Here is a 17746-nt window from a genome sequence, read left to right on the forward strand (position 1 = left end):
CCATGCCTCGCTTCGCCATCCTGCACCACATCACGCCTGAGAATGCTGAGAAGCCGGATCATTACGATCTGCTTCTCGAAGATGGGGACGTGCTGAAGACCTACACGCTCTGGAACTTCCCCAGCGTGGGCGAGCCGGCGACGGCGATTGCCGACTTCGATCACCGGATGATCTATCTTGATTACGAAGGCCCGATCTCCGACAACCGCGGCGAAGTGACCCGGGCCGACGAAGGGACGTTCAACTGGATCATTCGGCAAGACGACCTGGTAACGGTTCACCTGCAAGGCGCGCGGCTGCAGGGGCGATTGATTCTGCAGGTTCAAGATTCCGAAGGGGGCTCTAGCAGCGGCGACGGCTCAGGCGCGTCTTGATTGGCCCCTTCGACCACTTTTTCTTTCAGTTCTTCTTTGGTCTTGATCGTTTCGCCGGAGAGTAAGATCTCGCCGTCCTTGAACTCGAGGGCGTCGATCCGGATTTCCCCTTCGATCTCCTTACCGGTGCTGGGGATCGTAATCAAAGCCACCGGGTCCCCATCGCGCTGCTGCCAGCGGATCGGGATTTCGGCCTTATTAGCATAGGTATCGATTTCAGAAAGAAGCTGACCAATCGGGATCGGCAAGGCTCCGGCCGTTACGTTGTGAAGCTGGACCCCGACGACGTTGGGCTCTCCTTCGACCAGGAAACAATCGAGCGAGACGGCCAGAATCGAATTGAGCGACTGTCCGTTGTATTTGCACCCGACCAAGAGCGTCTTCCCTTTCACGGCGATACGGGGATCTTCGATGTGCTCAGGCAGAAGCTCGGGGAACTTCTCTTTCAGATCGGCAGCCAGCCAACTGTTGATCTGCCTGTCGGTCAGACGCAACGACCAAGTTCGAGGTTTTTTCACCTGGTTGGAAAACGCAAAGACTTGCTCTTCCAGAACTTCGCCCGTTTCATGAGCGGTGGTCGGCTCGACGTAGAGGGCTTCGGTGTAGAAGTCAGGCACGTGCTGCGTGGCGTTGTAGACCGAACCGGCCACCGCCGCGATCAACACGGCCGCTACAACGAACACCACTAAAAACGTTTTCTTGCGCGCCACCGTCGACCTAGCTGTCAGGGAGAATGCCCCACCCCAAAACCGAACCGCCTGCGGGAATGGTAGGAGTTTGACAGGCCGTCGTCAATTTGAATCGGCGGATCGCTAGCAGCTTTATCGAGTCCAAGAGGGACTCTTAAGGCCTGGAAGGCCCTTAGGATATAAGTGCCGACAAACCTTAGGCAAATCGCAGCAAGGCGTATTTCTTCTTCCCGCTGCGAAGCACCATGACGGTTTCGCTGGCCAGGTCTTCGGTTCCCAGAGACTTCTCGACCTCTTCCACGCGGCGGTTGTTGACGTAGGCTCCGCCCTGCGAAATCGTTCGACGGGCATCCCCTTTACTTTTGCAGAGGCCTGATTCGACCAACGCATCGACGATGTTCAATCCATCATCACTGGTCAATCGATCACGACTCAACTCTTGGCTCGGAACGTCCGCGAAGATCTCGATGAGCTGCTTGTCGCTCAGGTTGTCGATTTCACCCCCGAAAAAAATCTCGGTCGCGCGCTGGGCACTTGTTACCCCTTCGGCGCCATGCACCAGTTCGGTCAGCGCTTCGGCCAATCGCTTCTGGCTTTCCCGCTTGTGCGGTTCTTCCTGACGAGCTTTATCGAGCGATTCAATCTCTTCGCGATTAAGCTCGGTCAGAAAACGCAAGCACTTGCCGGCATCCTCATCGGCGACGTTGATCCAATATTGGTAGAACGCGTAGGGGCTCGTGCGATCAGGCGAAAGCCAAAGGGCACCTGACTCGGTCTTGCCCATCTTCGTTCCGTCGCTTTTGGTCAGCAGGGGACAGGTCATGCCTTGCAGCTGAGCCGATCGCATGCGACGTCCCAGGTCGATCCCGGCGGTGATGTTCCCCCACTGATCACTTCCGCCGATTTGCAGCGTGCAGCCATGTTTGTCGAACAGGTGCACGAAGTCGTATGCCTGAAGCAGCATGTAGCTGAATTCGGTGTAGCTGAGCCCGGCGTCGTCCCGCTCCAAGCGACCTTTGACTGAGTCCTTCGCCATCATGACGTTGACCGGGAAGTTCTTCCCGATGTCACGCAGGAAGTCGAGGTAGCTGAAGCTTTGCATCCAGTCAAAGTTGTTGACCAGCACGGCACCGCTGCCTGATTCATCGAAGTCGAGGAACTGCCCCATTTGGACCTTGATCGCCTCGACGTTGGCTCGCAGTTGTTCGACCGACAGCAGATTACGTTCGGCGCTCTTGCCACTGGGATCGCCGATCATACCGGTCGCACCACCGACCAAAGCGATCGGCTTATGCCCGGCGGCTTGAAAGCGGCGAAGCAGCATCAGCGGCAGCATATGCCCCACGTGCAGGCTCTCGGCCGTTGGGTCGAACCCAGCGTAGACGGTGCGCGGCTGCTCATTCAGCCAGGAGCCGAACGAGTCGTCCCCGGTCGTTTGATTGATCAGACCACGCCACGAGAGTTCTGCGAAAATATCGTTCATCTGCCCAGGATCGCCGCCGTTAAGGGTTTCATTGCCATTAGAAACGGGCATTCTAAGAAAAATTGCCCCAAGGAACTACGGGACGACACCGAAACAGCTTCCCAGGTTCAACTTAGGTCGGCCAGAAGCCGCTCGGCCACGGCCAGATCCTCCTTGGTGGTGATCTTCAGATTCTTCATCCCACCGCGAACCACCGACACCTGGTGCCCCAGGCGTTCGACCAGGCTGGCATCGTCGGTGGCAGGCTCACGACGAAACTTATCGTACGCCTCGAGAATCAACTGCCGCCGGAAGACCTGGGGAGTTTGCGCCTCCCAGATCCCTTCGCGAGGAACCGTTTCGACGATCTTCCCTTCGATCGAAACGCGTTTGAGCGTGCCTGGTACCGGCAAAGCAAGGATCGCGGCCCCGCTGCCTGCTGCGCTGTTGAATACCGCGTCGATCATTGCGTCGTCGATGCCAGGCCGGGCCGCATCGTGAATGGCGATGAACTCGCTAAGGGAGTCCAACGCGTCGATTCCATGGGCGATCGAGTCGGTGCGGGTTTCTCCTCCCAAAACGATCTGAATGCCTAGCTCATCACAGACGCCACCGAACTGTTCGCGGAAGTACGACTCGTCATCCTGAGAAATGACGATGACCACGCCACTCACGTCAGGCCGCGCGGCAAACCGCCTGGCACTGTGCAGCCAGACTGGCTGGCCGAGTAGCGGCACATAGACTTTCTTCAGCTGGCCGCCGCCGAAACGAGTACTACGGCCGGCGGCAGGTAGAATGACACTGAATTTGATCAACGATGCGGTCCTTTCAAGTAACGAGTCGTTACTTATCATACCGCATCAGGATTTCGTCTGGGGGAGCGCTGACGCCAGGAAAGTTTCCTTCGGCGACCATTCCCCCCACTTCCGACACGCGACGGAAGTAGCGATCGCTCGGCCGGGTGAGCAGAATCTTCCGCTTCAAATCGCGACAAGCAATATCGGCCGCGGCGCGGATCGTTTCGTTCTCTTGCTTCGCCGCATACAGCGCGGTGCACAGAATCGTCATCAGGTCCTGCACGTTTGAGGACAGGTACGACATGCGGCACTGACGGTCTGCCAGCTTCAGTTGATGCTTCCGCATCGTGCCGGAGATATGCAGCGGCATGTCTTGCAGGCGATCGGCCGCGAACTGGGCGTGGGCCTTCAGGTCTTCTGGCATCTGCGGGAACTTCGGCCGCGGCTTGCCTCCCATGTATTCCTTCATCATCCAGCTGGCATACGGAGCCAAAGCCCCCTTGAGCGCCCAGGCATGAGCCGGATTCAGCGGGTTGGGCTTCTTAATGCCGGCTTCGTGCAGGGCCTTGCCGATCGGCTCGAAGAACTGCGTGCCGTGCTTCTTCACCAGCGACTTGAAGAACGCCATGCCGAGCATCTCCCCTTCCCCTTCGTAGATGCAAGGAGCGAGGTACTCGTGGACGTTGTCGCCAAACATGTGCCCGTGCAGGAACGAACGTCCGCCGTGCGTTTTCATGAACAGTTCGATCGCCGCTTCCTTCTGCGATTCGCTCCCGAAAATCTTGGCAATGATGCATTCCATCTCGCCGCGGTAGCCAGCATCGATCAGCGTGCTGCACCAGGCCACCAGGGCATCCGAAGCGACGATCATTCCGGCGAGCTTACCCAAGCGGCGCTGCACCAGTTCTCGCTTGGCGATCGGCTCGCCATACGTTTCGCGGAAATGAACCCACGGAATCATGCTGGCCATCATCAGACGCATCGTACCGGCCGCGTTGGCACATAGGCTGATGCGGCCGAGGTTGAGCCCGTGATAGGCGATCGTCAGACCATTTCCCTTACCCGGCAGCAGCAAGTTCTCTTTTGGCACGCGAAAGTCTTTGAAGATGATGCCCTGGTTGTAGGTATGCTTGAGGGCCCAAATGCCGTACTTTCGCAGCTGGAAGTTATCGTTCTCCTCCGGCGGTAGATCGACGACCAGCACCGCCGGCACCTGGTCGATCAAACAGACCACGCCGATCGTTCGCCCTGGCACCACGTTGGTGATGAAGAGCTTCTCACCATTGAGCACGTAACTGTCGCCATCGAGCTTGGCCGTCGTTCGCAGCGCGGTCAGGTCAGAACCGGCACACGGTTCGGTAAGCGCGAACGCCGAGAGCTTCTCGCCGCTGGCCAGCTTCGGCAGATAGCGCTGCTTCTGCTCTTCGTTGCCAAAAGTGCTGACCGGATCGACCGCCCCAATACAGCCGTGGACCGAAGCCAGGCCGGCGAGGGTCGGATCGACCATCGCCATCTCGGTCAGAAAAGGGGCGAACGCACGAAATGGCGTGCCGCTACCGCCGTACTTTTTATCGACCAGCAACCCCCAATAGCCTGCATCGGCGAGCCCTTGAAAGACCTCGTCGCGGATCTTTCCTTTCTCGTCGGTGATGGTTTTGCTCTTGCGAAAGCCGCGCACGACCTCCAGGCTGTCATCCATCACCTTGCGGATTTCCGGCGGCGCTGCAATCGGATCGGCTTCGAACAGCTCGACCGGAATACCACGATCCCACACGGCGCGATGCGCTGGGCTGTTGGCCGTTTGATACTCCGGCTGAAAGAGCTTCTCGACTTGATCGTCGGCGGAATCGATCGCCCCGGTGCGCCGTGCTTCGTCTTCGCTTTTACCACCGAGCTTGAGGGCCGTTTCGGCGAACGAAATTTCTTCCGGCTTGTCATCCGAAACCGATGGATTGGTCGTGTCACTGCTCATCGTTGCTGCTCCTGCCGGGGTTCGAGTGGACGCGTAACGAGGGACTTACCCCCATTAGCAATGCTTCCTGGCTACCTAACTCTACCTTATTTTCGTTCAACCGGCTGCCCGCGGGCAGCCAGGATTCACCATAACTTATTACAAAACAAGCGATTACGACGCCCAGAACTGCCACCAGGGCGGCGACACTTCCGGAGGCTTGTACATTTGCTCGATCGCAAAGTGGTGATTTTTCATGATCGCATCGCGCCGCAGGCTGAGCTTGGTGGTCATTTCACCGGTGGCCGGCGTGAAGCCTTGGCCGAGGATGGTGAACGGTCCAACCTGTTCGTAGTCGGCGCGATTAGCCAGCTGACAGTCGAGAACGTCGCGATACCAAGCACGGACCGCCGGATGCTGCAGGGCTTGTCGTTTGGAAAAGACCCACAGCCGAGCTTCCTTGATGCGCTGACGTAGTTGATTGGGATCGGGCACTATGAGGGCCGACAGACACTTGCGTCCTTCCCCGCAAACCACTACCTGAGCGACGAGCGGATCGCTGACAATGGCCAGTTCGAGCGCATCCGGATTGACCTTCCGACCGGTCGAAAGGACGAGCATCTCCTTGTGCCGACCGGTGATCCAGAGGAAGCCCTCGTCGTCGATCATGCCGATATCGCCGGTCCGCAGCCAGTCGCCATCCATCACCTGCTGCGTGGCTGCTTCGTCTTGGTAGTATCCCTTCATCACGTGCGGGCCGCGGGTTTCGAGTTCGCCTTGCTCGGAGATGCGGACCTCGATCCCTTCAAGCTTCTTGCCAACGCTCCCGGCACGATGGGCCCCTTCGGTCGAAACCGAGATCACCGGCGAGGCTTCGGTCATGCCGTACCCTTCCAGCAGTGAAAGGCCCTGCTTGGCAAACGCTTCAATCACCCAGCCGGCCAACGGTGCGCCCCCGCTGGCACACATGCGGACCTCGCCGCCTAGTGCGGTTTGCAGTGCACCAGGCATATCGAGCTTGCCATTGGCTTTCAGCCCCTCGACCACCTTTTGATAGAAGTAGGGCACGCCATTGATCAGCGTTGGCTTGATGGCCTGGCAGTCGGCCAGGATCGTCTCACGAGAGTGGGCCAAGGCCAACTGCGATCCGCGGGCCATCCACGTATAAACATCGCAGGTTCGGGCATACAAATGGCTGAACGGCAGAAAGCTCAGCCGTTTGTCGGCCGGCTTCTCTTCATACGCGTGCACGACCGCCATGGCATTGAAGGCCAGATTGCGATGCGTCAGCATCACCCCCTTGGGCGGCCCGGTCGTGCCGCTGGTGTAGACTAGCGAGCAGACGTCGTCCGGGTTGATCTGTTCCGCGCGGTGCTGCAGATCAGCCAATGCCAGTTCTACCGTCGTAGGAAGAATGGCGACGAGATCCGACAGGGTCCGCGACGGCCATAGGCCGTCATCGTCGTAAGCAAGCGTCTTGACGCAGTCGGCGGCCTGCTTGGCGATCCATCCGTCTTTGTGCGTCGACTCGACGACGATCATCGCCGGGTCGCAATGCTCCAGGATCTGACGAATTTGGCTTGGGGATGCGTGCGTGCTGATCGGCACATGCCAGGCCCCGAGAAACTGCAAGGCCAGATCGAGCGTAATCCACTCGCGGCGGTTTTCGCTGAGCTGAACGACCCGCGTGCCTTGGGTAACGCCTTGCTCGGCGAGGGCCGCGGCCGTGCTGGCGACTTCCAGCAGAAGCCCTTCCCAGGTGCTTGACTGATACGCCGTATTTGCCGTTCGCGTCCACAAAGCGGGCGACTTCAAGTCGGTACGTACCCGCTCTAGAAAGATGGCCGCGATCGAATCGGTTTGCTGGATCTCTCCCCCCGTATCCATCCGAGATCTCCGGCCTGGCGTTAGTCGATTCGCTCGAAGATGGTGGCGATCCCCTGGCCGACACCAATACACATGGTCGCCAGGCCGAAGCGGGCACCACGATCACACATCGCGTGCAGCAGCGTCGTACTGATGCGCGCGCCCGAGCAGCCCAGCGGGTGCCCAATCGCAATCGCTCCACCGTGGACGTTGACCTTTTCGATATCCAACTTGAGCCCGCGAATGCAGGCGAGCGACTGGGACGCGAACGCTTCGTTCAATTCGATGAGGTCGATCTGATCGAGCGTCATTCCGGCCCGTTTCAGGACTTTGTGCGTAGCCGGGATTGGACCGGTTCCCATCACCGACGGCTCGACGCCAGCCACCGCGGTGGCAACCACCTTGGCCATGGGCTTCAAGTCCAACCGCTTGGCGGCCGTGTCCGACATCATGAGCATTGCACACGCGCCGTCGTTGATGGGTGAAGCGTTGCCGGCGGTGACCGTTCCGCCGTCGGGCATGAACACGGGACGCAGTGCCGACAGGGCCTCGATACTGGTATCGTCGCGAATGCACTGATCGGTCGTGAGGAGTTGCCGCTGACCGTCTTCGGCGCGACCGTGCGTGGGGATGATCTCCTGGTTGAATTTACCGGCATCCGTTGCGGCGATCGCCTTTTGATGGCTGGCCAGTGCAAACTGGTCCTGATCTTTCCGCGAGATTCCCTGCGTCTGGGCGAGGAACTCGGCCGTGATTCCCATATGCAGGGCCGCTTCCGACGTGTAGCGGTATAGCTTGGGATTCACGTCGAGCGCATGATCCATGGGGACATGCGTCATATGTTCCAGACCGCCAACGATCTGAACGTCTTCGCCCCCGGCAATGATACTGTGCGCGGCCTGGTTGATCGCTTGGAGACTACTTCCGCAAAGCCGATTGATGGTGGTCCCTGCCGCGGTGACCGGCAGGCCCGCGGTCAGCCCGATAATGCGAGCGACGTTCAGGCCTTGTTCCAGCGTCTGCTGGGTGTTGCCGAACAAAACGTCTTCGATCTCACGGGGATCGATCCCGGTTCGCTCAACCAGCGCCTGCACGCAGTGCACGGCCAAATCGTCGCTGCGGACGTCACGATAGTAGCCGCGCTCGGGGTGGGCTCGACCGATCGGAGTTCGCAAACAGTCAATGATTACCGCCTGATTCATGATGATGCTTTCTCTCTTTTCCTCGTGCGATTAGTCCGAGGACCGGTCGTAAAACTTGCTATCCGTTTTGGCCATCTCCAGAAGCATTTCCGTGGGAGCGAACCGGTTACCCAGTTCCTGCAGCGGCTGAAGCCACTCGATCAGCGTCTTCGCGCCGACGGTATCGGCCCAGAACAGCAGGCCTCCTTTGAATGGTGGGAACCCAATGCCAAAGACTAAACCAAGGTCGACGTCGCGCGGATCGCGGACGACCCCTTCGTCCAGGGCCCGCGTCGCCTCCAACAGCATCGGCAAGATCAGACGGTGCTGGATTTCTTCGTCGGTGATTTCACGCTCAGGTGCTTCGACGTATTTGGCGATCAGCTCTAGCGCCATTGGATCTGGCTCGGGGCGTCCCTTCTTCTTTTCGTGATTGTAGAACCCGTACCCCTTCTTCGTGCCGAGCCGTTCATTCTTGATCAATGCCGGCAGAATCGGCGAGACGAGGGTCCGTTCCGGGAATGCGTCGTACATCGTTCGTCCCGCGTAGAAGGACGTATCGATGCCGACCATGTCGTACAGCGCGACCGGCCCCATCGGCATGCCAAACTTCGTGGCGATTTTGTCGATCCGCTTCATGTCGACGCCGTCTTGCAGCAGCTGCGTCGCTTCGTTCATGTAGGGGAAGAGCAGCCGATTGACCAAAAAGCCAGGCCCATCGTTGACGACGATCGGGAACTTACCCAGGCCCTTGGCATAGGCGACGGCGGTGGCAGCGGTTTCGTCGGAGGTATGCTCGCCGCGGATCACTTCCACAAGCTTCATCTTGCGGACCGGATTGAAGAAGTGAATCCCGACGAAACGCTCCGGGTGCTTCAGGTTTTCGGCCAGCTTGGTAATGGGCAGCGTCGACGTATTGCTGGCCAGGATCGTCTCGGCGGGAAGCTTCTCTTCCAGTCCGGCGAAGATCTTGCGTTTGAGTTCCAGGTTCTCGACGACCGCTTCGATGATGATGTCGGAGCCAAGTAGTTCGTCGCCGCTGGTGGTGCTGTGAAGTCGGCCGGCGTAGTGAATCGCTCGCTCGACATTCTTGCTGCGGGTTTCCTTGTCGAACGACACTTCATCGAGCACCGCGCTGGCACCACGCTGGAGAGCTTCAGGGTTGGCGTCATTCAGCGTGACGGTCAGCCCTCGCTTCAGATTCGCCGCGGCGATGCCGCTTCCCATAATGCCAGCCCCGATGACGCTGGCCGACTCAAGCTTGCGCGGCTTCGGGCCTTCTCCTTCGACGCCGCTATCCTTCTTGTTGCGATCGGTCAGCAGGAAGACGTTGATCAGGGCCGCGTTGACCGGCGTGCCGAACAGCTTGGCCATTCCTTGTGCTTCGGCTTCCAGCGCCGACTGAGCGTCGACCATGGCGCCGCCGAGCAGCGTTTCCAAAGCCGCGAGGGGGGCGGGATATTGTCCCTTGGTCTGCTGCTGAATGTAGGCCGAGGCGGTGGCACCGAGGAAGCCAAGTTCGGTCTCGTTGATCGCGATCGGCTTGATGCGCTGGGCGCGATCGTTCAGGTACTGGCCTGTTTTCTGTTCTTCGCGAATCATCGAGATCGCGGCCGGCACCAACTTTTCGGCAGGGACGACGTCGTCGGCCAGTCCCAACTCCAGGGCCTTCTGGGGCGAGACACTTTCACCGGAGGTGATCATTTTGACCGCGTTGCCAAGGCCGACCAGCCGCGACAAGCGAACCGTTCCACCCCAACCGGGATAGATCCCCAGCTTCACCTCGGGCAGCCCGATTTCGGTTTTCTCGTGGGTCGAGACGATCCGGCGATCGCAGCCCAGTGCCAGTTCCGTTCCGCCGCCAACGCACGTTCCGTTGATCGCCGCGACGGTCAGCCACTTGTTGGCATGTAGCCTGCCGAACAGGTCCTGTCCCCAGCGGCACATCTCGTAGGTTCGCTTCTCGTCGACTTCCATCGAGGCGGCGAACTCGTTGATGTCGGCACCGGCGATGAAGATGCTGGGCTTCGCCGAGTCGATAATGACGCCGACGATGTCGTCGCGTTGGGCCAATGTATCGAGGTAACCGGCAAGTTCTTCCATGACGGGACGGCTCAGAATGTTCGCTCCCTTGTCAGGCAGGTCGAACGTCAGGCAGGCAATGTCCTGTTCGGGGAAGCTAAGCTTGATGTTGGAATTGGGGGCCATGTCTGGTTCCGTTTCGTCCCGGGTCACACAAGAACGGCTCGTTGGACCACGTAACTAATCTAGGGGAGCGCAAACATGTGGGGTGCTCCCAGACGCTGGAATTATAACGCGCTAGAGCCCTGAGGGTTGAGTGGGTTCGCCGGCGGGGGATAAGAATCCGTTTTGACTATGGCTGGCTTGACGGTCGAACCAGTTTTTCCAGGCAGCACACTTCGCTTCCAGAGAAATGGAGTCCGAAATTGCCTCAGGCCATCGATCTTTCGCGACGATACTGGACAGTCCGTCCAGTGCCGCCGCGCGAATCGACGTTTCGTCATCCAGAACACGAATGAGAACGGGGACGTCGCTGGAGCTTTTTCTGGCGGCAATGGCCTGCACCGCTTTCAGGCGGACCGATTTCGACGACGAATAGGTCATGCGGCTCAAGTGATCGATTCCGCGCGGGTCGTTGTGGGCATCCAGCGCCTTGCACGCGGCCATCTGCACATCGATGTCGCTGTCGGTGAGTCGATCGACAAAATCGTTGATGCTGGTGGCTCCATTAACGCTTGCCAGGGCCTCGACCGCGGCCATGCGAACGTTGGGCATCTCGTGATGAAGTCCGTCCCGGATCTGTGACTTCACATCGTCCAAGGGAAAGTCAACAACGTAGCGATAGGCGGCGATGCGCACTTGAGGGGAATCGTGCGCCAAAGCCCGTCGAACGATTGGTCGAGCGGCCTCGCGCTGATCGTTGCGAATCACTTCCATCAGCACCGGCCAGGTCATCGGCGTGAACTGCTCGACGTGCGACGCCAGACGCCACACGACAAGTTCCGGCACGATGGCCTGGCGGGACAGCTCTTCCAGCTTTCGCAGCGCCGAAAGGATCAGCTTGGGATCGTCTGAGGTCGCCTCTTGCAGGGTGCGGTAGGCCGGATCGCACTGGGGAAGCAGTACGTCAAACAGGTAAGGGTTATCGTACGAGGCCAACGGCTTGGCGGCCTGGTCGACGGCGGCCAGCACAGCTTCTGGCTGCAAAAGCAAGGCCCGTCGGGCTTCGGTGCGTTCCGATTCGGCTGCGGCGTGCTCTGCTTTTTCGATCAGGTCGAGAAGGGTCATCGCCTCTTCGGCGGTCAGCTTCGGAATCTCTTTTCTCTTCGCCGTCAGCGGGACTTCTTCTGGCCGTTTCTGCTGGGCTACCAGCTCTGGCGAACGCTGGATCATTGCCTCGCGGACCTGACGACTATTGTCTTCTTTCAACCGTGCGAAGACGTCTCGATACTTCGACTCGAGCGGGACCAACTGGGCAACGGCCAGGCGTACTCGCCACGACGAAGCCTCGGAAAGACGCTGCCACTCGTCGTGACCAGGGATAAGACTCCAGGCAAAGACCGCGGCGACCTGAACCAGGGCGGGATCCTTGTCGGCGATCTCTTTCAGCATCGCTTGAGCCGCGGCCGATCCGTCGCGGCCGAGCCCGATGGTAGCGCTTTCCCGCGTGGGGAATTCCGCCGAGCGTGTCTGCGCGATGAGCGTTTCCAGGGGAGCCACACTACGCAGGTAAGGCTCCCAGAGCTTGAGCCTGCGGATGGCCTGGGGCGATAGTTGATCGAAGTGCTGGGTGATCGCGTCACTCTCGGCCGATCGATGAAACAAAAGCAGATCGAGGAGCGTACCTTGTAGCTCAGGCGATGCTTGCGCGAAGCTTTCCGTTAGCACGGATACTTGTTGGTCTTCGGGAAGCACCATCGCCAGCGATATCCAGAACTGCTGCCCCAGGGCTGCCGAAGCGGCTTCGTCGGTTGTTTGCGCATCGCCACTCAGCGTTGCTCGTTCCTGGAAGAGTTGCTCAATAACCGGCCGAGCCTGTTTGGGGGGCATCATGGCCAGGGCTTCCAGCAGAGCGGCTTTGGTGGTGAACGCGACCTCTTGCCTCTCGATCAAATCCGCCAATCTTCGCGGATCAACCGAGTACCCGCTGCGTATCAAACCGACCAGCGCGGTGGCGGCGATCTCGGGGTTGGTCGACTTTGTTCCGCTTTCCAACGTCGTTTGTGGTGATTCTGGCTGATCCAACAGCGACTCGAGCGCCGAGTGACGCCAGCGTGTGCTTCCTTGAGCCACCGCCAGGTAGACCGGTACGCTGTGATCGAGATACCAACCACGCGACTCGACGTGTTGTGGGCGGAGGGCCGTTTCCGAGGTTTGAACGACGTTGGCGGCCAGCACCGTTTCGGCCGCTTCGACGGCTGGGTCTTTTACAGGGGGAAGCTCGGTAGAAGAGCGTTGGGACGTCTTCTCAGGCTTCGACCTTGGTGGTGTCGATGAAAGCTCGGGCAGGTCCCTTGTACCATCGATGACGCTACGACAGCCTGAACCTGCGGCAAGGGCCAGGGAAAGAGTCACTGCTAGCAGTGCAGTAAGAGTCGGGTGGTTGCGAACGTAATCAGCGGTCATGCCGCTGCTTTTAGCTGGCAGCGGCAGCTACGACAAGATCATTCCCGCGTCCGCTGACGTTAGTTGGGAACATCCGCGGCGGGAGCACCCGGTACGTCTTCGGCAGGTGCAGCGGCAGCACCAGGAACATCTGCAGGCGCCCCACCCGGAACGTCCGCCGGAGCGGTACCGCCAGGAATATCGGCCGGAGCTGCCCCAGGAACGTCTTCGGACGCGGCTCCAGGAATATCCGCTGGAGCGGCTCCTGGGACGTCATCGCCAGGCACATCGGCACCTCCGGGGACATCAGGAGCCACGGCACCACCTGGGACGTCGTCGGCAGGCTTGGTAGCGGTGTCCGCTTCAGGCGGAGTGATGTCGACGGCCGCTTTGGCGGCCAGCTTCTGGGCGGCGACCGTTAGCGTCTCGAGACGCGTTTTGGAATTCTTAAGCAGTTCATCTTCCCATAGCTCGTCGTTATCGACAGTGGCCAGCATGTTGTACATCGACTTGGCCAGACCGACGATCACTTCTCGGTCCTCCGCGTTTTTAGCATAGCGAATGAGTCCTACTCGGATCGAGCTTCCATCATCGGTGATTTGCGTCGTCGAACCGACCAGACCTTGCATGCAGTCGTCGAGATGCGTCTTCACGCGACGGCGGAAGAGAGTTTCCATCCGGACGACCAACGGATCGCGAATGATCTCTGGCTCCATCATCTCTTCGTCGTATTCACCGAATTCGCCGGGCCCCATCGGGTTGCGGCCACGCGAACGCGACGAGGGACGGGAAGGAGGCCGCGAAGTTGGACGCGGCGTTGGCTGCATCATCGGGCCACTCATGCCGTATTCGCTTCCCATCATGCCAGAGCCGCCGGGGCCCATCAGTGCCTTGTAGTACTCGGTGATCGCGTTGTCGTACCAGGCAACGTCAGAGGAAACCGCTTCCAGAGCCACCTTGCCAATCTCCGCCGATTCCTTCGCGACGTCAAGTTTGGCAGCCGTTTGCGCGTCGTAATTCAGATGGCCTTTCGCCGCGATGGCATTGCATCGCATTTCGATCGGCAGGCTCTCGTCGAGAATGATGATGTTCAGGGCATTGGCTAAAGCTCCGTCACGTCCGGCGTTACCAATGCTGCGTGCCACGTCGATGGCCCGCTTCCGCATCCAGGTGTGGGCATCGGCGCCACGACCTTTTGGAGGAGCTTTCTCGCTCAACGTCTTAACGACCAGGTCCATCACCTTGGTCTTCTCGGCACCGGCCATCGACCCCAAATTCACGCCGTACAGCTGACACTGTTCCATCAGACCAATCCAGGCGCCAACCTTCACGGCGTCGCTTTGATTGGGATCTTCCAGAGTGGAAAGCAGGATGGCCGTTGCTGGCGCATAAGGGATCTCAGGAGTTTGGTTGATGTTGTCCATTTCCTTCGACCGCAGATCACCCAACAACAAAATCGCGTTGTAACGCAGTACCGGGTGATAATTCGGCTTGATGTATTCGCGCATAAACTCGACCATGATTTCATTAACCATGGCGCGAGACGTTGGCTCGGAGTAGAGTGGGCCGTAGTAGGCTCGCAGGAACTCTTGCCGCTTGGCACCGGCCTGGGTCCAGTTCCCTTTGCGAGTCCAACTCTTCAGGTAGGCATCGCGGAAGAACTTGCGAATCAGTGCCCGGCCTTGCTCGTCCATCGTTTTACCACTGAGGTATTCGCGAACGGCGGCTTGAGCCTGACCGAAACGGATGCGTGTTTGCGTATCACGCGAATCAGGATCGATATCGGTGGCCGTAACCGGAATCTCGTTGTACTGAGCCCAGCTGGTTTGCCCGCAACAGGCCATGATGGCGAGTACCAGGGTCGAGACAGCAACTCGTTTCATGCCACGGTTTTCCTATGAATGAGAGTCTTCCCACCTCAGGCATCCTGAGGCAAAGCATCGATGAGATGAGCGAGGGATTTAAGGGAGCACTTTCCCCCAATCGACGAGTTATTTAATCATACCCTCTGACATCGCTTTGGTTAAGAATAGTTGCTCCCACGATTTTGTGTCAACGAATTCGCACACTCCCCCCAGAAGAGCCAACCCCGGCAATGACCAGCCTGCTTTACTACCACGATCGCTATCTTCTGCACGAAACCGGCAAACATCCGGAATGTCCGCTGCGCCTGACGACGTGTGCCACGCAGCTTCGTGACAAAAAAATCTGGGAAAAATGGACCGCTCCGACCTTCGAGGCGGCTACTTTCGACCAGATCGCCATGGTTCACGACCGCGACATGATCGCCCAAACCCGCGAACTGGCCGAAAATGGCGGGGGAAACCTCGACGCCGATACGGTCGTTTCCGCGGAATCGTACAAGGTTGCCTTGCTCGCGGCCGGCGCGGCGATTGATGCGACGCGGAAGGTCGTCCAGGGAGATGCAGCGAACGCATTCTGCATGATTCGCCCGCCTGGTCACCACGCGACTAATGATAAGGCGATGGGATTCTGCCTGATGAACAACATTGCCATCGCGGCGGCCGTGGCGGTCAAGGAATTGGATGTTCCCAAGGTGCTGATCGTCGACTGGGACGTGCATCACGGGAATGGCACGCAAGACATTTTCTGGCGCGACGAGAACGTGGCGTTCTTTTCCATGCACCGTTATCCCTTCTATCCCGGCTCAGGCGATCGCGATGCCGTAGGAGAAGGGCCTGGAAAAGGGGCCACGTGGAATTTACCGGTCTCGTACGGGACCGATCGCATGGCCACGCTTACGACCTTCGAGTACCAACTGCAAGAGTTTGCCGAACGCGTTCAACCAGATCTGGTGATGATCAGCGCCGGCTTCGATGCGCACAAAGATGACCCGGTGGGTGACCTGGGACTGGAAACAGAAGACTTCGCCACGCTGACCAACATCGTTCAGGAGATCGCCAACACCTGGTGCCAGGGGCGCGTCGTCAGCATGCTGGAAGGGGGATACAATCCGCCGCGGCTGGCCGACTCGATCGAAGTCCACCTTCGTGAATTGGCCAACGCTGCGGCGAAGAAAACTTCCTAGCGCATCTGGCTACTCAAACTCGTCCCCATCAGAAATCTCGTCCGCCACGCTAAGCATCTTGAGCAACACCACGACATAAGGCATGTTAGGGTGCGGATTCGGGGGAAGCGGCCGCGAGAATGATTCCAGTTCCACGTCAGCGCTGGAACGGGACTGAGGCCACTGGAAGTGGTTGACGTTGCAAACCATCGATGCGTCTTTCAACTAACCGGGAAGACCAGGGGGGAGATTGATCGCTGTAACTTGCAACCGGAGTGCCAAATTCCTGAAATGACGCCCGAAATTGTCTCAAGTCGCTGATATGCGTGAATCTGGATGTTAGCCAGCCGCCGGCATATCTTGCCCGGTTTTCGCTTTCGTAATAGTCGCTCTGGCCGATGGAAGAAATTGCAAATCACCTTTGCAAATCGTACCAAACGCTTACTTCTTCGCCTCTTCAATCACTTCGATCGCCAACTGCAACTGAGGGTCTTTAAAGTCGAGCAGTTCCTGCTCCTCCTCCGAGATTTCTCGCTTTGTGGCCTGGTCAGGGTTCGAGAAGTTGGTTCGATCGACGTCGTGCAAACGCCTCGCCTTGATGACTTTCGTCAACGTCTGATCATCCAGTTCCAGTTCTTTCCCCTCGTCGGGACTCACGCCCCAATCGTCTTCTTCCTTGGAATCGGGAAAACGGTGAATGTTGCTTCCGTTGGGGCGCCAGTAGGTAGCCGTGGTGATCTTCATGGCCCGGCGATCTCCATCGAGCGGGAAGATACTTTGCACGGTGCCTTTGCCGAAAGAGCGTTCGCCGACGACCGTCGCTCGCCCGTGATCTTGCAAGGCTGCCGCGAAAATCTCGCTCGCACTGGCGCTAAAGCGGTTCACCATCACCACCACCGGAAGACTCTTGGGGACGATCGTCGCCCCGGACGATGCCTCGTAGACGTCTCGAATGCGGTTGTTGCGGGTACGCGTCGTGACGATGTCCCCTTTGTCGAGGAACATGTCGACCATCTGAATCGCCGCCGTCAAATAACCGCCGGCGTTGCCGCGCATGTCGATGATAAGTCCTTCGGCATCATTACCAATCTGATCCAAGGCTGCTTCAAAGTCTTCGGCCGTTCGATCTCCAAACGAGTCGACCCGGATGTATCCGATCTTCGGGTTGCTCGCGAGATGGAAGTCCCATTTCCCCCCTGCGCCGTGCGTGTCGCCCATGACCGACTCGACCATGATGTTGGCCCGGGTCATCGTGATATCGACAGGCTCTTCCTGTCCGATGTGCTTTACGGTCAAAGTAACCGGCGTGCCGGTTTCGCCGTGCAGACGCTCGAGCGACTTGTCGAAGTCTTCGCCATTCAGCTGGACACCGTCAATCGCCAGGACGATATCCCCGGCTTGGATACCGGCCTCGTAGGCAGGCGCACCAGCCAAAGGCGTAATGATCACCATCTCGCGGGTTTCTTCATCGAAATCGACATGCACGCCGATCCCGCCAAACTCTTGACCAAGTTCGCGGCGGAAATTGGAATAGCGGGGCGGTGCGATATAGACCGAGTTCTGATCCAGCGGCGCGGTCAGCCCTTCCATCGCCGCGTTGAAAAGATCTTCGTCTTCAACCGGACGTACATAGAAATCGGAGATCGTTCGCAGACCCTGCTGGAACATCAACGCATAACGCGATTGAGCCGCTGACTGGTAACAAATCAACGCCACCACGAAGGCGACACAAATCACGATCAGGTTTCCACGCGGCATGGAACACTTCAACC

At 58.8% G+C, this 17746-nt stretch carries 13 protein-coding genes; 2 read left to right on the plus strand and 11 right to left on the minus strand.

The window, feature by feature from the left end:
* Positions 1-2: 2 nt before the first annotated feature.
* Positions 3-374 carry a DNA polymerase ligase N-terminal domain-containing protein gene (locus Pan97_RS20475; RefSeq protein WP_144975853.1) on the plus strand — a complete coding sequence of 124 codons (372 nt, stop codon included), beginning with the start codon at positions 3-5 and terminating at the stop codon, positions 372-374.
* On the opposite strand, the gene Pan97_RS20480 is transcribed toward Pan97_RS20475, so the two are convergent.
* From Pan97_RS20480 to Pan97_RS20520, 9 genes are all read right to left on the minus strand, one after another.
* Complete coding sequence (locus Pan97_RS20480) at positions 323-1060, minus strand: hypothetical protein (RefSeq protein WP_144975855.1); 738 nt, start codon at positions 1058-1060, stop codon at positions 323-325. The two genes, Pan97_RS20475 and Pan97_RS20480, sit on opposite strands and share 52 nt — an antisense overlap.
* 199 nt (positions 1061-1259) lie before the next feature.
* Positions 1260-2546 (minus strand): tyrosine--tRNA ligase, encoded by a 1287-nt coding sequence (gene tyrS / locus Pan97_RS20485; protein WP_144975857.1) that lies wholly within the window; start codon positions 2544-2546, stop codon positions 1260-1262.
* Between the two features lie 107 nt (positions 2547-2653).
* Positions 2654-3340 carry a 2-C-methyl-D-erythritol 4-phosphate cytidylyltransferase gene (gene ispD / locus Pan97_RS20490; protein ID WP_196782168.1) on the minus strand — a complete coding sequence of 229 codons (687 nt, stop codon included), beginning with the start codon at positions 3338-3340 and terminating at the stop codon, positions 2654-2656.
* 28 nt (positions 3341-3368) lie between these two features.
* Entirely contained in the window at positions 3369-5294 is a 1926-nt protein-coding gene (locus Pan97_RS20495) for an acyl-CoA dehydrogenase family protein (RefSeq protein WP_144975861.1), read from the minus strand.
* Positions 5295-5447: 153 nt separating this feature from the next.
* The gene (locus Pan97_RS20500; RefSeq protein WP_144975863.1) at positions 5448-7160 is read right to left on the minus strand and encodes an AMP-dependent synthetase/ligase; all 1713 of its coding nucleotides are present in this window, start codon (positions 7158-7160) and stop codon (positions 5448-5450) included.
* 20 nt (positions 7161-7180) lie between these two features.
* Entirely contained in the window at positions 7181-8341 is a 1161-nt protein-coding gene (gene fadA / locus Pan97_RS20505) for an acetyl-CoA C-acyltransferase FadA (RefSeq protein WP_144975865.1), read from the minus strand.
* A 30-nt stretch (positions 8342-8371) separates the two neighbouring features.
* The gene (locus Pan97_RS20510; RefSeq protein ID WP_144975867.1) at positions 8372-10528 is read right to left on the minus strand and encodes a 3-hydroxyacyl-CoA dehydrogenase NAD-binding domain-containing protein; all 2157 of its coding nucleotides are present in this window, start codon (positions 10526-10528) and stop codon (positions 8372-8374) included.
* A 111-nt stretch (positions 10529-10639) separates the two neighbouring features.
* The gene (locus Pan97_RS20515) at positions 10640-12967 is read right to left on the minus strand and encodes a HEAT repeat domain-containing protein (protein ID WP_144975869.1); all 2328 of its coding nucleotides are present in this window, start codon (positions 12965-12967) and stop codon (positions 10640-10642) included.
* Between the two features lie 59 nt (positions 12968-13026).
* On the minus strand, positions 13027-14829 hold the full coding sequence (locus tag Pan97_RS20520; protein ID WP_144975871.1) for a hypothetical protein: 1803 nt from the start codon (positions 14827-14829) through the stop codon (positions 13027-13029).
* 212 nt (positions 14830-15041) lie between these two features.
* Here Pan97_RS20520 and Pan97_RS20525 point away from each other — a divergent pair, with 212 nt between their 5' ends.
* A complete protein-coding gene (locus Pan97_RS20525) occupies positions 15042-15995 on the plus strand; it encodes a histone deacetylase family protein (RefSeq protein WP_144975872.1) in 954 nt (317 codons plus the stop codon).
* Positions 15996-16004: 9 nt separating this feature from the next.
* Here Pan97_RS20525 and Pan97_RS20530 read toward each other — a convergent pair whose 3' ends face one another.
* Positions 16005-16184, minus strand: a complete 180-nt coding sequence (locus Pan97_RS20530) for a hypothetical protein (RefSeq protein WP_144975874.1) — start codon at positions 16182-16184, stop codon at positions 16005-16007.
* 231 nt (positions 16185-16415) lie between these two features.
* A complete protein-coding gene (locus Pan97_RS20535) occupies positions 16416-17732 on the minus strand; it encodes a S41 family peptidase (RefSeq protein ID WP_144975876.1) in 1317 nt (438 codons plus the stop codon).
* Positions 17733-17746: the final 14 nt, after the last annotated feature.

The sequence above is a fragment of the Bremerella volcania genome (assembly GCF_007748115.1).
Classification (GTDB): Bacteria; Planctomycetota; Planctomycetia; order Pirellulales; family Pirellulaceae; genus Bremerella; species Bremerella volcania.

Bases quoted from the DNA above. Each gene is read 5' to 3' on its own strand.
- Pan97_RS20475 (WP_144975853.1), top strand. From the start codon at position 3: ATGCCTCGCTTCGCCATCCTGCACCACATCACGCCTGAGAATGCTGAG.
- tyrS (WP_144975857.1), bottom strand. From the start codon at position 2,546: ATGAACGATATTTTCGCAGAACTCTCGTGGCGTGGTCTGATCAATCAA.
- Pan97_RS20495 (WP_144975861.1), bottom strand. From the start codon at position 5,294: ATGAGCAGTGACACGACCAATCCATCGGTTTCGGATGACAAGCCGGAA.
- Pan97_RS20500 (WP_144975863.1), bottom strand. From the start codon at position 7,160: ATGGATACGGGGGGAGAGATCCAGCAAACCGATTCGATCGCGGCCATC.
- fadA (WP_144975865.1), bottom strand. From the start codon at position 8,341: ATGAATCAGGCGGTAATCATTGACTGTTTGCGAACTCCGATCGGTCGA.
- Pan97_RS20510 (WP_144975867.1), bottom strand. From the start codon at position 10,528: ATGGCCCCCAATTCCAACATCAAGCTTAGCTTCCCCGAACAGGACATT.
- Pan97_RS20515 (WP_144975869.1), bottom strand. From the start codon at position 12,967: ATGACCGCTGATTACGTTCGCAACCACCCGACTCTTACTGCACTGCTA.
- Pan97_RS20520 (WP_144975871.1), bottom strand. From the start codon at position 14,829: ATGAAACGAGTTGCTGTCTCGACCCTGGTACTCGCCATCATGGCCTGT.
- Pan97_RS20525 (WP_144975872.1), top strand. From the start codon at position 15,042: ATGACCAGCCTGCTTTACTACCACGATCGCTATCTTCTGCACGAAACC.
- Pan97_RS20530 (WP_144975874.1), bottom strand. From the start codon at position 16,184: ATGGTTTGCAACGTCAACCACTTCCAGTGGCCTCAGTCCCGTTCCAGC.
- Pan97_RS20535 (WP_144975876.1), bottom strand. From the start codon at position 17,732: ATGCCGCGTGGAAACCTGATCGTGATTTGTGTCGCCTTCGTGGTGGCG.